General features: G+C 64.1%; 18 protein-coding genes. 12 read left to right on the forward strand and 6 right to left on the reverse strand.

What is annotated here, in order from left to right; genetic code table 11:
- Positions 1 to 15 precede the first annotated feature (15 nt).
- Positions 16 to 1,203, reverse strand: coding sequence for an amidohydrolase family protein (locus AC5Y2L_RS22370; protein WP_499932233.1), 1,188 nt, complete (start codon positions 1,201 to 1,203; stop codon positions 16 to 18).
- Positions 1,204 to 1,393: 190 nt separating this feature from the next.
- Between AC5Y2L_RS22370 and AC5Y2L_RS22375 the strand changes: the two genes are divergently transcribed.
- Positions 1,394 to 2,248, forward strand: coding sequence for a TetR/AcrR family transcriptional regulator (locus AC5Y2L_RS22375; RefSeq protein ID WP_499932428.1), 855 nt, complete (start codon positions 1,394 to 1,396; stop codon positions 2,246 to 2,248).
- Here AC5Y2L_RS22375 and AC5Y2L_RS22380 read toward each other — a convergent pair.
- Complete coding sequence (locus AC5Y2L_RS22380; RefSeq protein WP_499932231.1) at positions 2,214 to 3,374, reverse strand: acyl-CoA dehydrogenase family protein; 1,161 nt, start codon at positions 3,372 to 3,374, stop codon at positions 2,214 to 2,216. The genes AC5Y2L_RS22375 and AC5Y2L_RS22380 overlap by 35 nt on opposite strands.
- Before the next feature lie 104 nt (positions 3,375 to 3,478).
- On the opposite strand from AC5Y2L_RS22380, the gene AC5Y2L_RS22385 reads away from it, so the two are divergent.
- A complete protein-coding gene (locus AC5Y2L_RS22385; RefSeq protein ID WP_499932229.1) occupies positions 3,479 to 4,498 on the forward strand; it encodes an acyl-CoA dehydrogenase family protein in 1,020 nt (339 codons plus the stop codon).
- 4 nt (positions 4,499 to 4,502) lie between these two features.
- On the opposite strand, the gene AC5Y2L_RS22390 is transcribed toward AC5Y2L_RS22385, so the two are convergent.
- A complete protein-coding gene (locus tag AC5Y2L_RS22390; protein ID WP_499932426.1) occupies positions 4,503 to 5,411 on the reverse strand; it encodes an enoyl-CoA hydratase in 909 nt (302 codons plus the stop codon).
- Positions 5,412 to 5,535: 124 nt separating this feature from the next.
- Between AC5Y2L_RS22390 and AC5Y2L_RS22395 the strand changes: the two genes are divergently transcribed.
- Genes AC5Y2L_RS22395 through fadD4 form a run of 3 tightly spaced genes read left to right on the forward strand, consistent with a single transcriptional unit; the run spans position 5,536 to position 8,825 of the window.
- Complete coding sequence (locus tag AC5Y2L_RS22395; protein WP_499932424.1) at positions 5,536 to 6,621, forward strand: NAD(P)H-dependent amine dehydrogenase family protein; 1,086 nt, start codon at positions 5,536 to 5,538, stop codon at positions 6,619 to 6,621.
- A 44-nt stretch (positions 6,622 to 6,665) separates the two neighbouring features.
- Positions 6,666 to 7,277, forward strand: coding sequence for a nitroreductase family protein (locus AC5Y2L_RS22400; RefSeq protein ID WP_499932227.1), 612 nt, complete (start codon positions 6,666 to 6,668; stop codon positions 7,275 to 7,277).
- Between the two features lie 18 nt (positions 7,278 to 7,295).
- Positions 7,296 to 8,825: a fatty-acid--CoA ligase FadD4 gene (gene fadD4, locus AC5Y2L_RS22405; RefSeq protein ID WP_499932225.1), complete on the forward strand. Its 1,530-nt coding sequence runs from the start codon at positions 7,296 to 7,298 to the stop codon at positions 8,823 to 8,825.
- 42 nt (positions 8,826 to 8,867) lie between these two features.
- On the opposite strand, the gene AC5Y2L_RS22410 is transcribed toward fadD4, so the two are convergent.
- From AC5Y2L_RS22410 to AC5Y2L_RS22420, 3 genes are all read right to left on the reverse strand, one after another.
- Positions 8,868 to 10,253: an aromatic ring-hydroxylating oxygenase subunit alpha gene (locus AC5Y2L_RS22410; protein WP_499932222.1), complete on the reverse strand. Its 1,386-nt coding sequence runs from the start codon at positions 10,251 to 10,253 to the stop codon at positions 8,868 to 8,870.
- A 19-nt stretch (positions 10,254 to 10,272) separates the two neighbouring features.
- Complete coding sequence (locus AC5Y2L_RS22415; protein ID WP_499932219.1) at positions 10,273 to 11,178, reverse strand: SDR family NAD(P)-dependent oxidoreductase; 906 nt, start codon at positions 11,176 to 11,178, stop codon at positions 10,273 to 10,275.
- An 81-nt stretch (positions 11,179 to 11,259) separates the two neighbouring features.
- On the reverse strand, positions 11,260 to 12,156 hold the full coding sequence (locus AC5Y2L_RS22420) for an enoyl-CoA hydratase/isomerase family protein (RefSeq protein ID WP_499932217.1): 897 nt from the start codon (positions 12,154 to 12,156) through the stop codon (positions 11,260 to 11,262).
- A 77-nt stretch (positions 12,157 to 12,233) separates the two neighbouring features.
- Between AC5Y2L_RS22420 and AC5Y2L_RS22425 the strand changes: the two genes are divergently transcribed.
- From AC5Y2L_RS22425 to AC5Y2L_RS22455, 7 genes are read left to right on the forward strand one after another with little or no spacing between them, the layout of a single operon-like run.
- A complete protein-coding gene (locus AC5Y2L_RS22425; RefSeq protein ID WP_499932214.1) occupies positions 12,234 to 12,665 on the forward strand; it encodes an SRPBCC family protein in 432 nt (143 codons plus the stop codon).
- Positions 12,666 to 12,707: 42 nt separating this feature from the next.
- Complete coding sequence (locus AC5Y2L_RS22430) at positions 12,708 to 14,018, forward strand: amidohydrolase family protein (RefSeq protein WP_499932212.1); 1,311 nt, start codon at positions 12,708 to 12,710, stop codon at positions 14,016 to 14,018.
- Positions 14,015 to 15,208 (forward strand): acyl-CoA dehydrogenase family protein, encoded by a 1,194-nt coding sequence (locus AC5Y2L_RS22435; RefSeq protein WP_499932210.1) that lies wholly within the window; start codon positions 14,015 to 14,017, stop codon positions 15,206 to 15,208. The genes AC5Y2L_RS22430 and AC5Y2L_RS22435 overlap by 4 nt, the downstream gene beginning before the upstream one ends.
- Positions 15,198 to 16,298 (forward strand): acyl-CoA dehydrogenase family protein, encoded by a 1,101-nt coding sequence (locus AC5Y2L_RS22440; RefSeq protein ID WP_499932207.1) that lies wholly within the window; start codon positions 15,198 to 15,200, stop codon positions 16,296 to 16,298. Before AC5Y2L_RS22435 ends, AC5Y2L_RS22440 begins: the two co-directional genes overlap by 11 nt.
- Positions 16,295 to 18,439, forward strand: coding sequence for a CoA transferase (locus AC5Y2L_RS22445; RefSeq protein ID WP_499932204.1), 2,145 nt, complete (start codon positions 16,295 to 16,297; stop codon positions 18,437 to 18,439). The genes AC5Y2L_RS22440 and AC5Y2L_RS22445 overlap by 4 nt, the downstream gene beginning before the upstream one ends.
- Positions 18,429 to 18,659: a hypothetical protein gene (locus AC5Y2L_RS22450; protein WP_499932202.1), complete on the forward strand. Its 231-nt coding sequence runs from the start codon at positions 18,429 to 18,431 to the stop codon at positions 18,657 to 18,659. Before AC5Y2L_RS22445 ends, AC5Y2L_RS22450 begins: the two co-directional genes overlap by 11 nt.
- Positions 18,656 to 19,774, forward strand: a complete 1,119-nt coding sequence (locus AC5Y2L_RS22455) for a thiolase family protein (RefSeq protein ID WP_499932200.1) — start codon at positions 18,656 to 18,658, stop codon at positions 19,772 to 19,774. The genes AC5Y2L_RS22450 and AC5Y2L_RS22455 overlap by 4 nt, the downstream gene beginning before the upstream one ends.
- Position 19,775: the final 1 nt, after the last annotated feature.

Here is a 19,775-nt window from a genome sequence, read left to right on the forward strand (position 1 = left end):
AGCAACTCCGGAGCGTTATGCCATGCCGAAGAACGTCTTGGCATTGGTGGACAGCACCTTTCGCTTGGTTTCCTCGTCCAGACCCTCAGTTGCCTTGTTGGCGACCTCCATGCTGTGCGGCCAGTTGGTGTCGTTGTGCGGGTAGTCGGTCTCGAACATGAGCTGGTCCTCACCGACGAGGTCGAGGATACGGAAGGCGACAGGGTCGCCGAACGTGGAGAACCATACGCGGCCGGGGACTTGAGTACTGGGTGGTTCAGTCAGCAGCGGGTGTATTCCGCCCCACGCCCGGCGGTCCTCCCAGACCTCGTCCACGCGTTGCAGGTAGTAGGGAATCCAGCCCGCTTGCGCCTCGGCGAACGCCAGCTTGAGGTTTGGGAACTGCTTGAGCTTGCCGGAAAACAGCCAGTCCACCAGCGCGATGGTGCAGTTGACCGCCATCAGCGCACTGGTCACGACATGCGGCGAGTCGGGAGAGGACTTCGTGAGCGACGAACTCGACCCGATATGCAGCATGATGCCCACCTGATTTCGCTCGCACGCGGCGAAGAACGGGTCCCAATAGCCGCTGTGGATCGACGGCAGGTCGAGACGAGAAGGCAGCTCGGAGAAGCACACGGCGTGCATGCCACGCGCGGCCACTCTGTCGACCTCCTTAGCGGCGAGCTCGACGTCCCACAGCGGGATGATGCCGAGCGGGATCAGCCGACCGTTCGAGCTGCCGCCCCACTCATCGATCTGGAAGTCGTTGTAAGCCTCGACGCAGAGCTTGGCGAGCTCCTTGTCCTTGCCGTACAGGAAGCGCTGGCCGCAGAAGCGGACGAGCGTGTTGGGAAAGCACGCCGACGCCTCGATGCCCGCAATGTCCATGTCGGCGAGCCGGTCGGCCGGGCGAAAGCAACCGGGGCGCATCTCGTCGTAGGTGATCGGGTCGGTGGTGAGCTCGTCGAGTTCGTAGCCGGCCGCCGCGCTGATGAGCGGGATCGGGATGACGGCATCCTCGTAGCGCCAGATGTCGGCGTCGCGACCCTCGTCGTCTTCGACGAACGCGACATCGGAAGTCACAGACGGATCCATCCGCCCGCGGGTCCGAACGATCCGCGGTCCGATGTCGCGATAGCGCTCAGGCAGCCGGCTGGTCCACAGATCGGCAGGCTCGACCAAATGGTCGTCCGGCGAGACAATTCGGATGTCAGTGCTCAACGCTGCGCTCCTTCGGCGATACAGGCTTCAACTATGAAACCCTGATTCCCGCAAACGAGAATAACCGTTTCCAGGGTAACGCATGGTCGCAGGACCGCCACGCCCGCACCGGCACGATTCGAAGCCAATCAACATACCGGTGCATGTTGATTCGGCGAATCCACCTGGCAACGCGTATTCTCAAGCAATCATGACTGCTAAGAAGCGCCCCGCACAGGACACCGAAGCCAGCCTTGAGCTCGTCGACGCCGACCTCGGCGAGATGCCGACGAGCTGGCAGGAAAGAACGATAGAGCGGCGTCTTTCCGCCGCCCGAGCCCGTGCGCTGGCACGCAGCTCGAGATTTCTTGCCACTGCGCTGGAGTTGGTCGAGGAGTCTGGGCGCGCTGATTTCACCATCCAAACTCTGATCGATCGGTCGAACCTGAGCCTGCGTGCGTTCTATCAACACTTTGCGGGCAAGGAAGAGCTCCTGCTCGCGCTCTACGAGAACGCCACGAGTCAGTTCATCGAAGCCATCCGCCATGAGGTTGCGATGGCAGACGGTCCGATGGAACAACTCGAGGCGTTCTGTCGTGGATTTCTCTCCCGGGCCGAGTCATCCGAGGCGATCGGCGGCCGGGTGATGACGATCTACAACTTGAGCTTGGAGATTGAGCGGCCTGCCGACTTCGCGAAGATCTGGGAGCCGCACCAGAAGCTGCTCACGAAGATCCTCACCGCATGCTCGCGTGCCGGGTTGATCCGAAAAGACTTGACGCCAGCGCAGTTGACCACGCTGCTGAACTCGACACTCATTGCACTCGCCCAGATCGGGGTCTTCCACCTGGGGGTCAAGGGCGCAGAGCTTGCCGAGGATCAGTTATGGGCCTGGTGCAAGCAAGCCCTCACACCGCCGGCAGATTCCGCCAAGCCCAAGCCCAAGCCCACGGCCGCCAAGTCTGCGGGGAAGCGAAGCACGGCCGCCAAGGCGGTGGCAAAGCGAAGCACTGCTCGCAAGCCCCGAAAGGCTAACGGGGTAGGCCCAGTCCGCGCTGGGCGATGATGGAGCGCTGAACTTCGCTTGTGCCCGCATAGATTGTGGTGCCCAACGCGAACCGCATGAGGTATTCGAAACGACCCTGCTCCGGGGCCGTCGGCTCGAAGTAGCTTCGCGCCGCGTCCGGCCCTACCAGTTCCATCACGTCCTGGCTGGCGCGCACAAGTGCTTCGGTGCTGAACACCTTGGACATCGGTCCCTCCGCCACCGGGTTCTGGCCGGTCACGGTCATCCAGACGCAGCGACGAAGCAGAAGCCTCGAAACCTCGTCTTCCATTGCCACCCTGGCGATTCGCCGCCGTACATCGGTCTTGCATAGCTGTGGCGATCCGTCGTCGGCCAGAGTGTCCGCCGCCCACTGCTCGACGTGCTGTAGCAGCCGAGAAATATGCGGCCCCCACCCGGATGCGTGCTCGTCCTGCAGCGACAGCCCCATCACCTGCCAGCCGGCGTCGACATCGCCGACGCGCCACTCGTCTGAAACGCGGACGTCGGTGTAGAACGTGACGTTGGTGCGTTCACCCGAAAGCGTCCACACCGCTTGGGCTTCGAATCCCTCGGAGTCGCACGGTACGAGAAACATGGTGAGTCCCTGGTGCTTGGGTTTGTCGGGACTTGTGCGTGCCAGCAGGAACACGTAGTCAGCGATGTGACCGTTTGTGGTGAACATCTTGGAGCCGTTGATGACCCATTGGTCGCCATCGCGCACGGCCTTCGTGGTCGCCGCGGCGACATCCGAGCCGCATTCGGGTTCGGTGAACCCCAGTGCAATCGTGATATCGCCTTTCATCGCACCGCCGAGAATGCGGCCCTTCAGCGTCGGCGTGCCAACGGCCCGGATGATCGAGGCCACCATTCGGGTGGTCTCCGAGAGGTACATGGGTGCTTCTGCTCGCATGAGTTCCTCTCGGAGAACCTGCTCGTCCCATGCATCGCCGTTCTGGCCGCCGAATTCGGTCGGCCAGCTTGGAGCGAAATAACCTTCGTCCACCAGCCCCTTGGCGAAATCGTCGTCGTGCGAAACGCCGCTGCGGTAGATCCGCTCTTCGGACTCGGGCGTCATGACTTTTGCGAGGTAGCTGCGTACTCCGTCGTGGTATGCCTGGGTGTCGGCGTCGAGCTGAAAGTGCATGAATCAGAACCAATCTGTCTCAGAACGAGCCCCGTGGCCGCACGCGCGATAATGTTACTCTCATTTGTGAGAGTAACCATATCCGCATGTGATGGGACCTGAGCGTGGACCTGAGCCTTTCCAGCGAACAGCGCCAGCTCGTCGACTCGTTCGCCGCGATGTATGCGCGCGAGTCGACGTCGCAGCGGGTCCGGGCTGCGGAGCCCATTGGTTTCGATTCCCGGCTGTGGAAGGCATTGCTCGAGACCGGTGCCGTGCAGATGGCCGTCGGCGACGCCGCCGATGGCTGGGGTGCATCCGAGCTCGAATTGGCCTTGATCGCCGAGCAGTACGGTCGGGCGCTGGCATCCGCCCCGGTTATCGAGGCCCAAGTCGCAGCCAGGCTGCTCGCCAGGTGTGGGAATAACGGCGCCGCTCTGCTGGCGGAAACCATGGCCGGCGACAACCTCGTCAGCTTTGCCCCGCGCGTCGCACGAGACCGCGCACTTGGCCTAGTACCCGGCGGCGCCGTCGCGGATACGGTGGTGGCGCTTTCGGACGGGCGCCTGATCGCGGTGCCGCTCGGCGAGAACCGTCGGCGCGTGCAGAATCTCGGCTCGCTTCCGCTGGCCGATGTCACGGTCGAGGACGAGGTCGTGGTGCTTGCCGATGGAGACGCGGCACAGCGGATCTTCTCCGACGCACTGGATCTGTGGCTGGCCCTGACCGCTTCAGCGCTCGCCGGTGCGGCGAAGAAGGCCGTCGAACTGGGTGTCGAGTACGCCAAGCAGCGACAGGCATTCGGGAAGCCGATTGGATCTTTTCAAGCGGTGTCTCATCCGTTGGCGGACAGCGCCACTGCGGCCGACGGCGCGCTGCTGCTGGCGCTCGAGGCGGCGTGCGCATTCGTCGAGGAGCCGGAGCGCGTGACCGAGCTGGCCGCCATGGCATTCGCCTTCGCCTACGAGACTGCGCGTGACGCGACCCAGCGCAGCTTGCATATCCATGGTGGCTACGGTTTCAGCATGGAAGGCGACATCCAGCTGTACTACCGCCGCGTTCGGGGTTGGGCGATGGTGTACGGCGAATCGGCCGTCGCCCTCGATCGCGTCGCGGACGCCCGCTACGGGGCCGTGGCGAACTGAACCGTCACGCCTCGGCTCGCACTTGGTCTTTGATCGACAGGACTATCGGGGGAGCGGTTCGCCAATCCGGCACGCCCTGCTCCTCGCCGGCAGTGGCACGCTTGTCATCCCGTACGCCGACCCAGTGCGAGTGGTTCAGCTGGTGCAGGGTGAAGCAGGACTGCAGGGCGTTGTAGAAGCCCATGTTGTCCACGGACTGATTGACCGACTCCTTGATAAGCAGAGCCGCCATTGTCGGCACTGTGGCGATGCGACGAGCCATTTCGAGTGTGCGGTCGGGTAGTTCCTCTCGTTTGAAGATTTTGCTGACCATGCCAAGTCGGTGGGCCTCCTCGATGTCGATCGCATCGCCGGTCAGCATCAGTTCTTTGGTGCGGCGGGGGCCGAACTCCCATGGGTGCCCGAAGTACTCCATGCCGCACATACCGAGCCGGGTACCGACGACGTCGGCGAAGCGCACCTCTTGGCTTCCTACGATCAAGTCGCATGCCCAGATCAGCATCAGGCCCGCAGAGAACACGTCTCCGTGGACCTGCGCGATCGTGATCTTGCGCAGGTTTCGCCAGCGCAGGTTGTTCTGGAAGAAGTAGTGCCACTCCTGCAGCATGATCTTCTCCGCGCCATCCCGGGTTCCGCCGTTGATAGCCGCCGTCGGGTGCTGACTCGGTCCAGGAGTGAACTCGGCGCGGGCCTGCTTCGAGCCGATGTCATGGCCAGAGGAGAACATTGGCCCCTCGCCGGCGAGGATGACGACGCGGACGTTGTCGTCGGCCTCGGCATGGGCGAAGGCGTCGTCGAGTTCGACCAGCATTCCGCGGTTTTGCGCGTTGCGTTGCTCCGGACGGTTCAACGAGATTCGGACGATCTGGCCGTCGTCGAACGTCTCCCACTTCAAGAACTCGTAATCGGTCACTATTTCCTCCATGGCTCTTCTGGTACGGCAATGGTGTTATCAATATCCGAGAAGGTATGTTCTCACAGGTTGGACGGGTCAACCGGGAAGGGAGCAGATGACGGACTGCCAAGGTAAGCCGCGGGTGATTCTGTGGGGTCCCGGTCAGGTCGGGGTCGCCGCTTTGCGCGCGCTGATCGCGCATCCGGGGTTGGACCTCGTCGGCGTGGTCGTGCACGCCGAGGCCAAAGAGGGTAAGGATGCCGGCGATCTGTGCGGAATGCCCGTGACCGGCGTCATCGCCACCCGTGACGTCGAGGCCGCACTGGCTCTGGATGCCGACGTCGTCGCTTACTTCGCGTCGGGCGACTATCGGTACCACGAGGCGGCCCAAGACATCGCGCGCTGCCTACGTGCAGGCAAGAACGTCGTGTGTACCTCGCTGGTGCCGATGTGTTATCCACCGGCTGCCGACAAGCAGACCGTCGACCTCATTTCGGCTGCATGCGAAGAGGGCGGCACGAGCTTCTTCAACAGCGGCGTCGACCCCGGCTGGGCCAACGATGTCATCGCGTTGACGATGACGGGATTCAGCAGCCGTGTCGACACCATCGCCATGCTCGAGATCCTCGATTACGGTCCCATCAACCAACCCGACGTCATGTTCGACTTCATGGGATTCGGCCACCCGCCAGACCACCCGGCGCCGTTGTTCGACACCGCGCGCCTGGCCGCGTTGTGGGCGCCGATCGTACATTTGGTTGCGGACGGCGTCGGCTTGCCGCTCGATCGCGTCGACACAACCATCGAGAAATGGTTGGCCACAGAGCGATACGAGGTTGCGTCGGGCTGGATCGAGCCGGGCACGATGGGTGGAATGCGCTTCAAGCTCGCTGGAATCGTCGACGGTGAGCAGCGAGTGGTGCTAGAGCACATCACTCGCATGGGCGAAGGGTCGGCTCCGGAGTGGCCACGGCACCCGTCGCCGCATGGTGGTTATCGCGTCATTGTCGACGGTCTACCCACGTACACGGTTGACGTTGAAATGCACGGACGGGGAAACACTATGCGGGGCTTGACATATGCGACGGTAATGCGGGAACTCAATGCGATCCCGGCAGTCATCGCTGCGCCACCGGGTGTGCTGTCGACGCTTGATCTACCACTGGTCACCGGCCCGGTGCGCGGCGGGACGTGGCACGGAGTGCTCCCCACGACGGTGAAGTCGTGACCGAACGAGCTGTCTCGCAAACATCGACGGACCTGTGGGAGGTCATGCGTACGGCGGCGGCTGTGCGGCGCTACCGTGACGAGCCCGTCTCCCATGACGTGATCGAAACCTGTCTGCGCGCCGCGAGTTGGGCGCCGTCCGGAGGCAATCAGCAGCCGTGGAAGTTCGTCGTGCTGAACGCGCAAAGCCTGCGCGACGTGATAACGGTTGCGGCCCAGAAGACTTGGGACGTGATGACCGAGTTTTATTCGATTTCGATGCCCGGGGACGAGGCCGACGACCCAAAATCGCGCGTTTTACGAGCGATGGCCGAGCACATGAGCGTCGGTGGCGCGGCACCTGTGCTTGTCCTGTTCTGCGTGCAGCCGCAGCGCGGAACCACTGAACTTCAGCAGGCGGGTTCGATCTTTCCTGCAGTGCAGAACTTTCTGCTGGCAGCACGCGCGCAAGGCCTTGGCGCGGCTATCACCCTTTGGCACGGTTCCTGCGAGGACCAACTGCGGTCGATGGTCGGAATTCCTGACGATTGGAAGATCGCAACCCTGCTGACGGCGGGCTGGCCCAAGGGGGGCCACCATCCTGTGCGGCGCAAACCGCTTGATGAGGTGGCGGCCACCGATCGCTGGGACCAACCCTGGAACAGGGCAACGCCATGACGGTTCGAGGCGCCCGGTATGCAGCTGCGTGATCACGCAGGTTCCGCCAAACCGGCAGTGATTCTTCATCCCTCCGGCGCCGTAGTGAGCTTCGCGCGCCTTGAGGCCGACGCGAACAGACTCGCTCACTTCCTGCGAAGATCGGGCCTCGTAGCCGGGGACACGGTCGCGGTGCTCATGGAAAATAACCAACACATCCACGCGGCGATGTGGGCGGCCAAGCGCAGCGGCCTGTACTACACGCTGGTCAACACCCATCTGAGCCCCTCCGAGATCGCCTACATCGTGAAAGACAGCGGGGCGAAAGCCATTATCTCCTCCCGAGCGATCCGAAATGTGTGTCATCAACTGTCCCAACAACTTCCGTCCGTATTGCCGGACGTTAAGCTGATCGCCGATGACGACCTCATCGGCTGGCAGCGCTATCCCCAATGCGCCGCCTCAGAGCCTTCGACGCCGATTGCCGATGAGTGCGATGGGCAGCTTTTGCAGTACTCGGCGGGCAGCACTGGTCGCCCGAAGGGAATCCGCCGACCTTTGAACCCGCTAGGTACAGGTTTTTCGAATTTGTCGACGCCCGTCTTCGAGGCGCTTGGAGTACGGGCCGACTCGGTCTACTTGAGCCCTGCTCCGACCTACCACACCGCGCCGGCGATGTGGACCCTGGCCGCGCAAGCAGCCGGCGCGACAACGGTTCTCATGGAAAACTTTGATGCCGAAAATGCCCTCGCATGCATAGAGCGCTACGGTGTCACGCACGCACAGTTCGTGCCGACGATGTTTGTGCGGATGCTGCGGCTGCCCGAAAAAACCCGGATGCGCTACGACCTATCGACTTTGCAGCGTGTCGTCCACGCTGCCGCTCCGTGTCCACCTGAGATCAAGCGCCAAATGATTGACTGGTGGGGTCCGATAGTCGACGAGTACTACGGCTCCTCTGAAGGTGCCGGTACCTCGTTCATCCGTGCCGATGAGTGGCTTGCCCACCCAGGATCGGTGGGCAAGCCCATGCGTGGTACGCCGCACATCCTCGATGACGCCGGAAACGAGCTCGGACCGAGGCAAATTGGTGAAATCTACTTCGAGGGCGGCTATCCGTTCGAGTACCTCAACGACAAGGCGAATACCGCCGCGGCGCGAAGCCCCGAAGGCTGGGTCACCGTCGGGGACGTCGGCTACCTAGATGACGAGGGCTACCTCTACCTCACTGATCGCCGCAACTACATGATCATCTCCGGTGGGGTGAACATCTACCCGCAGGAGATTGAGAACCAGCTCATCAGCCACCCGCTAGTTGTCGACGCCGCCGTATTCGGCGTGCCGGATCCGGTCATGGGGGAGTCGGTGACCGCCGTTGTGCAGTTGGCTGATCCGACTCTGGCGTCAACCGGACTCGCCGATGAGTTGATCGCGTGGCTTCGCAATCGCATAGCGCACTACAAGTGTCCGCGGGCGATGCATTTCGAGAGTCAGCTGCCCCGGACCGACGCCGGCAAGCTTTACAAGAGGCAACTGATCGACAAGTACACGGGAGTCGGCGGGGGCTAGCCAGCGTCGCGGCCTACCCGTTTCAGGGGGCAGCGGAATCGGTTATTGCTCGCGGCCGGACCCAAACAAGTATCTGTCGGCGATCGCGTGCTCGTTGCGAATCGACATTTCCTGCGCGGTATTCAGCCACAGTCCGGAGAAACCTGCAGAATGCATGCCGGCGTGCATGGCGCCAATGTTTCTCAGATCCTGTGACGGTAGCTCGCCCCAGCCGTCGTGATCCTGCCATCGCTCGAAGACCTGCCACTGCGTCTCCGGCACCTCTCCGGACGCGAAATGCTCCAGGGAGAACATCTCGAATGTGGATCGATTCGGGTCCTCCGCGTCGGGCAGCATGCGGTAGCCGAGCAGACACGATTTCTCGACGAGGATGACCATGGTGGGAAAGACATGCCAGTCGCCGTTTCCCGCGAAGTATTGCTCCATCGACATCTGGGGAAAATCAACGCCTTCGGCGCGGGCCAGCTCCTCGCATAGCTGGTGATAGCGGACGAAAGGCGGGACCTCGCTGGGCTCCATCGCGGCCAGCTGCTGCGCCGCCCGGTAGTCACGTTCGGTGACCAGCGACCCGACCTCCAGGTACTGATACTGCATCGAGTTCGCAAACACCTCAGGTCGCGCGGCCAGTTGCTGACGCCCGCTATCGCGGCCCGCGTGTTCGGGACGTTGCGTATAGACGAACCGGGAGTGGTTCTTGTACGTGATGGTCGGGGTGTACGGGGCATAGACGTACTCCTGTGGCGCCGCGGGTGCAGCCGACGGCCGCGGCCCTTCGGCGGATCGCAGCGTCTGCGGATGGGTGCCAGGGGTGTGGTAACCCTCGATGAAAGCGTCGACGACGGTCTTCCAGTTCGCCGGTAAGAAAGTGCGCTTGCGCCAGCGGTAGCGCATGTCCTGCAGCCGAAACGGCGCCAGCGCGGCTGGCAAAGGGTCCAGCCACTCGAGCAGATCCGGCGGGTTTTCCGCCATGCTCACGAACACCCACCCGCCCCACGTGCCCACGGCGACGGGGCGAAGGCCCCACTGATCGCGTGGACGGGCGGCGAACTCCTCACGGCACGGAACGAACGACGATCGGCCATCAAACTCGTAGCGCCAACCGTGAAACCCACAGCGGAATTCCTTGCCCTCCGAGCATCCGCTGCCGCGGACAATCTTCATCCCGCGGTGGGCGCACGTATTGTGAAACGCCTTGATGCTGCGGTTCTTTTGGCGTACGACCACGATGGACTGCCGGCCGATCGTGTACTCGTAATAGCAACCGGGGGAGGGGATTTCCTCTTCGCGGCAGGCGGGCTGCCAGACCTGTGTGAACAATCGGTTCAACTCGAGCTGGAGAAACTCCGGGTCTACGTACCGGCTCTTCGGCACGAAAGTGTCCCCGCAGGCGAACTTCTCGGGTACCACCTCGGTGGCCAGCTCCGTCATTATCGAAGTCTCCGTATGCTCAGCTGGCTGGCGGCTTGTCAAAGATGTTGGGATACAAGACGGCTTCCTTGAACGACGTCTCGATCTCGGCAAATGCGGTGGCAATATCCCATGTTCCCGACGCCGACACGATCTCGCGTTCGACAACCGGGTTGGACATCAGGCTGATGCGGCCGTTGCCGGCGAAGATGACCCGGCGGTTGAGCCAATCAGACTGCACGCTGGCCAGATACACCACGGGCGGCACGCAGTTCTGGGGCGACAGGCGAACATTGGACTCCGAATAGTCCATGCTGCCGCCGCCCTTGATGCCCTGGGTCATGCGGGTACCGGCAATGGGCGCGATCGCATTGGAGCGCACCCCATAGTTTCGTAATGCGTTGGCGCAGGAGAACGTCAGGCCGACGATACCCATCTTCGCTGCGGCGTAGTTGGGCTGGCTGGGCGCGCCCTGTAGTCCCGACATCGACGTGAAGGTGATCAGTCGGTACTGCCCGCCTCGGTTTTCGCGCCACCATGCTGCCGCGTGGCGGGTGACGTTGAAGGTGCCTTTGAGGTGCACCGAGATCACTGCGTCCCAGTCCTGCTCGCTCATCTTGAAGACCATGCCGTCGCGCAGAATCCCTGCGGCATTCACCACGACGTCCAAGCCGCCGAGCGTTTCTGCGGCGCGGTTGACGAGATCTGCGCACGCGGCGAAGTCGGTGATGTCGGTCGTATCGGCGAATGCCTTTCCACCTCTGCTGGTGATCGCTGCGGCCACACTCTCCGCGGGACCGGCGTCGTGGCCGGTCCCGTCGACGCTGACGCCGGCATCGGAGACCAGGACCGTCGCACCCTCAGCCGCCAGGCCCTCGGCGACCGCGGCGCCAATTCCCCGGCCGGCACCCGTCACCAGCGCGGTACGTCCGTCAAGCACACCCATTGTCATTCAGCTCCCCACTGCGCTTGCTCTAGCATACAGAACACACGCACAAGATTTGTATAGGTGTTGAACTATTGACAGCTATTCGAATCCCCACTCTGTATAGCGACGCTCAAGCTCGGCCATGGCCTCACGACCGCCGCGGACGCTACGTTCCTTCATGAAGTTGAACTCGTCGTCACGCCAGGACAGGTTGCTGAACACGGTGTGGCCCATCGGAACCCAGTCGCCGAACTGTGCCATTCCGACGGCATGCCAGAACGTGATCAGGGCGTGTTTACCCACCATCAAGCCATCCGCCGAATGATGGGCGATGGCGCGGGCGTACCGCATGGCCTCGTCGCGCAGCGACGCGGCGGGCACCACCGATGCGGCCACTCCCCAGTCGCGCAGCTCAGTCGCGGTGACCTTGCGGCCGGTGATCATCGCCTCGTAGCCGCGATTGGGCCCCAGCTTGAGCAGCGCCAGCGGCAGGGCCGTGGAGAAGCCGGCGAAGCCGATGCGCGCCTGAGGCCGGGCAAGGTACATGTCCTCGGAGACCACCAGGATGTCGGCGGCAAGGGCGAGGTTCATCCCGGCCCCGAGTGTGGCGCCCTGGCAGCCGGCGATGACAGTCCTGGGAAATTCCAGCCAGTTCGTCAGGTGGCGGTGCAGTCGCCTGGCGTTGCCGAGGCGGGCGGTTTGGGGCAATCGCTTGCCCTTGGTGAGCCCGGCCTGCTCCACCGGTAGCCGACGGACATCGTCACCGCTGCAGAAGTCCTTGCCTTCGGCCAGCAGGACAACGACTTTGACATCGTCGTCCTCCTCGGCGCACGTGAGTCGCTCCTTGAACAGCGTGTGCATGTCCGGCGACAGGATGGCGTTGCGCCGGTCCGGCCGGTTGATCGTGATCTGGGCGATGTGCGGTTCGACGATTTCATAGCGGATCCAGTCCTCATCGACTTCGAATTCGCCTTCAGCGGTGGCGTCGGTGCTCATTATCACGATCCTTCCCGCTCCGCAGTACATAAGTACACTAGTCGATCAACTGTTACACGGGGTGATACGGTCAGCGAATGCCAACATTCACGGTCACCAAGCGCCTCGCGGCACCACCCGACGCGGTATGGGCCGTTCTAGCCGACTTCGGCAACGTCGATTGGATCCCCGGACCCAGCGATGTCCGGGTCGAGGGCGAAGGGCCCGGCATGCGACGTTTCATCGGCGCGAGCACTGCGAAGCCGGTCATCGAGACGCTCATCTGGATCAAGCCGGACGAGCGCGCGCTGTCGTACGAGATCGCCAACAACCCGATGCCAGTGAGCCACTTTGTGGCGGTCAATACCGTCTCCGAAAGCACGGATGCCGAAGGGGAATCGACCGTTGTCTGGGACATCGACTATGAGCCGATTGGCGATGATGCCGCCGCGCGCAATGCCATGGAGGCCGTGTACGGGTTGATGGCGGGCTGGGTGCAGGACTTCACCAACGCCCGCGGCGCGGGATAGAACACTTAGACAGCATCTGTTAATTAGTCTAAGATACTTCGAGTGATTGATCCTCTCGATCTGGTACTGATCAGCGTCGACGACCACACCATCGAACCGCCCGACATGTTCACCGGGCGGGTGCCGGATCGCTTCGCCGACGACGCTCCACGCATTATCGAGGATGCCGACGGCACGTGCTTCTGGGTGTACGACGGTCTGCAGCTACCCAACATTGGGCTCAACGCAGTCGCGGGCCGGCCCAACGACGAATGGGGATTTGAGCCGTCGCGATTCGCAGACATGCGAGCGGGGTGCTACGACGTCGATGCTCGGGTTGACGACATGAACGCCTCGGGTGTGCTGGCGTCGCTGTGCTTTCCGTCGTTTCCAACCATTTCGGGCGCGTTGTTCACCTACCGGGGAGACCGAGAGGTGTCCGAGGTGATGGTCCGCGCCTACAACGACTGGCATATCGAGGATTGGTATGGCCGCCATCCTGACCGGTTCATCCCAATGGGCATCCTGCCCTTGTGGGATCCGGAGTTGGCCGCCACCGAGGTGCACCGACTGGCAGCGCTGGGCTGCCGAGCGGTCACCGCCCCGCAGCACATCGGTAACTACGGCCAACCGCCGTGGCAGGACCCACACTGGGATCCGCTGTGGGAGGCGATCTGCGAAGAGAACTCTGTGGTCAATATCCACATCGGCACCGGCGGGGGCTTCCCCGTGCCGTCTGATCTGACCACCTATCTGGCCTACAACTCGATGTTGCCGATCGACACCCAGCGGTTCACCGCAGACATGTTGTTCTCCCCGATCCTGAAGAAGTTCCCCACCATCAAGTTCTCGCTGTCAGAGGGCGGCATCGGCTGGATCCCGTTCCTGCTGGAGCGATTCGAGGACATCTACTCGCGCCAGCGGGCATGGACCGGTGACGACCTCGGTGATGGATTGAGTCCCAGCGACGTCTTCCGGCGTAACTTCATGTCGTGCTTCATCCGAGACCGCGTAGGTATCGAGATGCGGGAGCGTATCGGTGTGGAGACCATCTGCTGGGAGATGGACTATCCACACTCGGACAGCAGCTGGCCCGACGCACCTGAGCAGCTGGCCGCCCAGCTGGAGGGCTGTAGTCCCGATGAGGTCGAAGCCATCACCTGGAAGAACGCAGCGCGTGCTTTCGGCTACACCGGCGTCGAGCGGCTCGGCAGGCAAAACTGCACCGTTGCTGCGTTGCGGGAGAGGATCATTGGCTCGGATCTGTCCGCGCCGAAAGTAGATGCCGGGCGCGCGCCCAAGGCGGGCACCACCGCAATTACCTACGGCGAGATGAAGCAGCGGATGGCATCGATCCTTCGCGGTGGAGCGTGACCGAACCGGACTACGGCGTCATCCTCGGCGACGCCGATCGCGAGTTCCGCGACGAGGTCCGCACCTTTCTGGCCTCAGCGTTGACCGCCGATGTCCGCGGTTCCGGAGGCGACGAGAGCGACCGGCTTGACCGAATGCGACTGTGGCAGAGCCGGCTTCACGACGCCGGTCTGGCTGCGATTTCTTGGCCGGCGGAATTCGGTGGTCGCGGCGCCACCCCAATTCAGCAGTTGATTTTCAACGCCGAGATGGCCGGGGCCCACGCACCCGAACCCATTAATCGAAGCGCCATCAATCAACTGGGGCCTACCATCATTCAGTGGGGCACCGACCAGCAACGCGCGCGATATCTGCCCAAGATTCTGTCCGGAGAAGAGGTATGGTGCCAGGGCTTTAGTGAGCCCGAAGCCGGTAGTGACTTGGCCGGGCTGAAGACGAAGGCCGAGATCGATGGCGACGAGCTGGTGATCACTGGTCAGAAGATCTGGACCTCGAAAGCCCAATACGCAGACTGGATCTACATCCTGGCGCGTACGGATCCGGCCGCGGACAAGCACCACGGAATCAGTTACATCCTGGTGCCGTTGCGAAGCCCCGGAATCGAGGTGCGCCCTGTCCGGCAGATCACCGGTCAGGCGGAGTTCAACGAAGTGTTCTTCGATTCAGTGCGGGTGCCACTCATCAATGTCCTCGGGCCCTTGCATGACGGTTGGAAGGTGGCCAAGTCCACGCTGGGCTTCGAGCGTGTCGGCCAGAGTCGCACCGATCGCATCGAGCGTCGGCTTGCGATCCTGGTCAGGATGGCCCAGCAGGAGAATGCGCTGACCTGCAAGGGCTTTAGCGACAGCTATGTCGCCGATCGGATCGTTAGGTTCGCGGCTCAGGTTGAGGCGCTCCGGCAGATCTCGGCGCAGGCGACCGCCGCGGGTGTGCGTGGTGTCAGTCCCGGTCCGGAAGCGTCGGTTGCCAAGTTGCTGACGTCGGAGGTCGACCAGGCGATGGCGAATTTCGGGTTGGACCTCGCCGGACCCGCCGGCACGCTGGAACGCGGCTCGGCCGGGGCGGCCAAGGACGGCAATGTTGCCCGGAGCTACCTATTGATGCGCGCAGCAACCTTTGGTGCAGGCACCTCGGAAGTCCAGCGCAACGTGATCGGTGAGAAGCTACTGGGGCTGCCCCGTGACCCCTGACGCCCGGTCGTCGCTGACCGAGATGGCTGACACCGCAACAGAACTCGCTCGGCTGCGGCGGTCGGCCGACGACATCCTGCGGCGGGCGTGGTCACCACAAGCATTCCGGAGTCGCCTTGACGGCCCCGGGCCGGTGTTCGACCCGGGATTGTGGCAGACCGTCACCGAGCTGGGCTGGCCCGATGTATTGGTGAGCGAGGTGAACGGCGGGGGAGGCGAGGGTCTTCGCGAGTTGTGTGTGCTGGCCGAAGCTGCAGGCGCCGCGGCGGCCCCGCTCCCGCTAGCGGTAGCGGCCTCGGCCGGCTGGTGCGAAGAGCGGTGCGCTGACGGCATCAGCCTGGTACTGCCCGGACGCGGTGAGCTCACTGGCGCCAGCACCATCTCAGGGATGTGGCCCGTCGTGCCCTTCGCCGCGATCGCGACCAGGCTAGTGGTCTGTGCCGGCACGAACGACAAGGCTGTTCTGGGGGTGATCGACCCGACCGGCGCAGGCGTGACCTGTCATGCGGTAACCCCATTGGATCATAACCCCGCTGCGCGAATCACATTGCAGTACAGCAAGATTGACGTCATCGAGGTCGGTGAGTCAGCCGAGCTTCGGTATCACGGCGCGGTAATGCGTGCACGGATGGCTCAGGTGGCCGAACTGGTCGGTATCGCATCGGCCGCCAACCAATCCGCGACCGAATACGCCAAGCAGCGCAGCGCTTTCGGCCGCCCGATCGGTGCGTTTCAGGCCATCAAGCACCGCCTCGTCGACCAGCGGTGCGCGATCGAGGTTGGGCGGGCCCTCGTCAACCGTGCAGCCGATGCATGCCAGCACGGGCATCCGGACGCGGCGGCGCTCACATCGCTTGCCGCATATTGGGGTATCGACTCGCTGCGCGCGATACCCGAGGGCGCGACCCAGGTGTTCGGCGGCATCGCCTACACGTGGGAGCACGACGCCCATGTCCACCTTCGGCGGGCCGCGAGCGTCGCGGCCACGCTCGGGTTGCGGGCCTACCACCGCGACGTCGTCACGCGCTGGCTCGGCACCCGCTATCCTTCGGCGAATAACGCGGCCGACAATGAGGGGCGTGGTGTGTGACCCCTTCCGCCCGCATCCCTTTCCTGTCCGGAACGAGGGTCCTCCAACTCGGTGACGGTCTCGCCGGTTCGGCGGCGGCGGCTCTGCTGGCCAGCCTAGGTGCCGACGTCACCAGAGTCTGCGACGGTGACGCGCCCGAGCGAGTAGGACCGAAGATCAGCACCCGGGCGGGACTCGTTGCCGCCGTTGATCTGACGCTCGACCGCGGCAAGCGCGTCGTCGAAACGCCAGCGCTCACAGCAAAATTGATGAGCGACCATGACATCGTGATCGTCGATCGCAATCTCGCCGTCGACCCGCCGAGAGTCGAGAACGCCGTCGTGGTCTCCGTCAGCCCGTTCGGTCTGGACGGGCCGCGGTCGTCCCAGCCGGGTAGTGAGCTCATCGCCCAGGCCGCCGGCGGCCTGCTCGCCACGATTGGGGGACCCGGCGCGACGCCTGTGCCAGCTCCGGGCTACGTCGCGCTGAAAGCGGCGGGCGCGGTTGCCGCGCTGGCCGCATTACACGGTCTCGATCGGCGCAACAGCGGGAGCGCGGCAGTGCACGTCGACGTATCCGTCCAAGAGGCGGTGGTATTCACCGCGGCTTTGCCAGAGTGCGCTCACGTGCTGTACTCGTGCCCCGGGAGGGCGGGCAGCGGACGCTATCTCGCGCCGTCTGGCACGTTCGAGTCCCGCGACGGCTTGGTCCGCATTACCGCGGTCGAAAACCACCAGTGGCAGGGACTGCTCGCTGCGCTCGGCCACCCGGCGTGGGCGGTAGGCCTTGACGAACGGGCAGCGCGGATCGAGCACGCAAACTTGATCAACGATCACGTTGCCGCCTGGGCGGCAACATACGACAAAGAAGAGTGCGCCGCGCTGCTGCAGGCCCATGGGGTGCCGTCGACACCGGTGAATACCGCCGAGGAAATCTTGACCTCGCCTCAATTCACCTCACGTGGAGCGGTTTTGCCGACACGGCTCAGTGGCGTCGACGTGTCCGTCCTCAATCCACCTTGGCTGACACATCCCGGCGGGCGGTCCGATCGGCACCGCACGGGACGGCTCGCCGATCTGCGGATCGCCGAGCTGACGCATGTGTTGGCCGGGCCCATCATCGGGGCGCTGCTCGGCGCCATGGGCACCCGGGTAGTGCGGCTCGAAGACCCCGACCGTCTCGACATCTACCGGCGCACCGGCCCCTTCGCCATGGGAAAGCCCGGTGTCGAACGCGGTGCATATTTCGCGGTGGCCAACCACTCCAAGCGGAGCGTGCTGATCGAACCCGCTCACGCTGTGCAGGACGTCGCCGCAGCGCTGGCTGATGCCGACGTGCTCATCGAGAATGTCGGCACGCCGCGACTCACCCGGCTGGGCGTCGATACGGCTGCGGTCGCCGACTCGGGCAGGCTCGCGGTGCGGGTGTCGGGGTTCGGCTCGACCGGTCCGATGGCGGGATACCGCGTGTACGCCAACAACGTTCAGTCCTACGGTGGTCTGGCCGGGCTGACCATCGCCGCCGACGGGTCGCCGGCGCGGCTGGGAACGGTCATCGCGGACCCACTGTCCTCGGTGGTAGCAGCCACGGTTATCGCCGCCTGGGCTGTTGGACCTGCCCGTGACATCGGTGCGGTGGTCGATATGTCCATGGCGGAGGTCGTCGCCTCCACCGTGGCCGAATTCGTCACCGCGGCCTCGGTCGCTCAACCCGAGGCCCTATCCGGCAGCACCGTCGCCCCCCATCGCGGGGTCTACCTCAGCGCCGATGGCCGCTGGGTCGCCATCGAAGTTGTGGGGCCCGGTGTTTGGACGCGCTTAGCGGACTTCGTTGCGGCATCTAATGGTTCGCCGCAGCGCGCGGTGATCGAGCGGCTGGAAACATTGATTGCCGCCGCGCCGGCCGATGTCGTGGCCGAGCGTCTGAGCGCCGCGGGGTTGTGCGCTGCGCCGGTGCAGTATGCCGAGGACCTGGTGGCCGACGCGCATCTGGCCGCACGCGGCTTCTTCCCCGAGATCAACCATCCCGACCCCGATATCGGCACCGCCCGTCTCGTCGGGCTGCCTTGGCGATTCGCGGGCCACGGCCCAATTCCGCTCGCGCCGCCGCCAGCCCTGGGCAACGCAAACGTGCATCAGGGAAGGATCACCAGTGCCGGTTGACGTGTCCGCGACGGTGTGGGCCTCTACCTTCGTCCCGAAGGCGTCACCCATCCCCGGGTACGGCGAGGAAGGCTACAGTGTCGCCTGGGTCGACACTCCCGACGGTCGACTGCAAGTGCTGGTGTCTGGGCCGCGGCCCGCACCCGGCACCGTCGGTCGGGTCGTCGAGAAGACTTTCGGTGAAACGAAAGCCGTGCTGTTCGAGGCGGATCCGGCATGACCGGCGTCCATGTCGCCGGCGTCGGGGTAACCCCGTTCGGCAGGTTCGGCGACGCCCCATTGGCCGATCTGGGAGTGGACGCCGCCGAGCGGGCGCTCGCCGACGCCGGACTCGGCTATGACGCCATCGGCGAGGTATTCGCCTCCTCCTCGATGGCACCGCCGCAGACCGCGCTGAAAGTGGCACATCGCCTGGGCCGCAGCGGAATTCCGGTGACGGCGATCGAAAGTGCTTCAGCGGGTGGCATGGTCGCGTTGCGCCACGCTGTCTGGGCAGTCGCGTCCGGCCGCTGTCGCACCGCGCTGGCAATCGGCTACGAGAAGACCACCACGCTGGAACCCGGGGGAGTAGTGCCGGCGGCGGTTGATTTCTGGGACCGGTTCCCGCCGCAGATTCACTACGCCATCGAGGCCGCCCGGTGGCTCTACGACGCGCAGTGCGGCCCCGAAGTGATCGGCGCGGTCGCGGCCAAGTCGTACAACCAGGCTCGGCTGAATCCGTTGGCGGCGCGGCGAAGCGACGATGAGGTAAGCGTTGCGCAGGTCATGTCAGCCCGCATGGTCGCCGAACCCCTGACCAAGATGATGTGCCATGCCTCCGTCGACGGCGGTGCGGCGATCGTGGTGACCGCCGATCAGCGCGAGCGGTCCGTGGCGGTCAACGCCATCGAGCAGACGAGCTGGCCGCACGACCCGAGCTGGCCGGTGGCCGGCCCGTGCGTCGGCCCACCCTCGCAGATCGCTATGACCGCACGACGAGCCTTCGATGCTGCGCAGGCCGCTCCAAACGAGATCGGAGTTGTTTCCCTGCACGACATGTGCGCCAGCGAGGAAATCACCGCGTTGATCGCGCTTGGGCTCGCCGATGTCAAGGAGGTCGCCGAGTTGGCCGAATCAGGTGGGCTCACGTCGGGTGGCCGGCTGCCGACCAACACCGACGGCGGCTGCCTGGCCCGTGGTCACGCGTTCGGCGCCACGGGTTTGGCCCAGGTGGCCGAGGTAATCAGTCAGCTTCGGGGAGAAGCGGATTCGCGCCAGGTCTGCGATCCGCGGGTCGGTTTGGCGCAGGCGATGGGCGGCGGCGGGTCCTGCGTCGTTGCCGTGTTTGGTCGATGAC

This window comes from Mycobacterium sp. NGS66 (assembly GCF_059812225.1).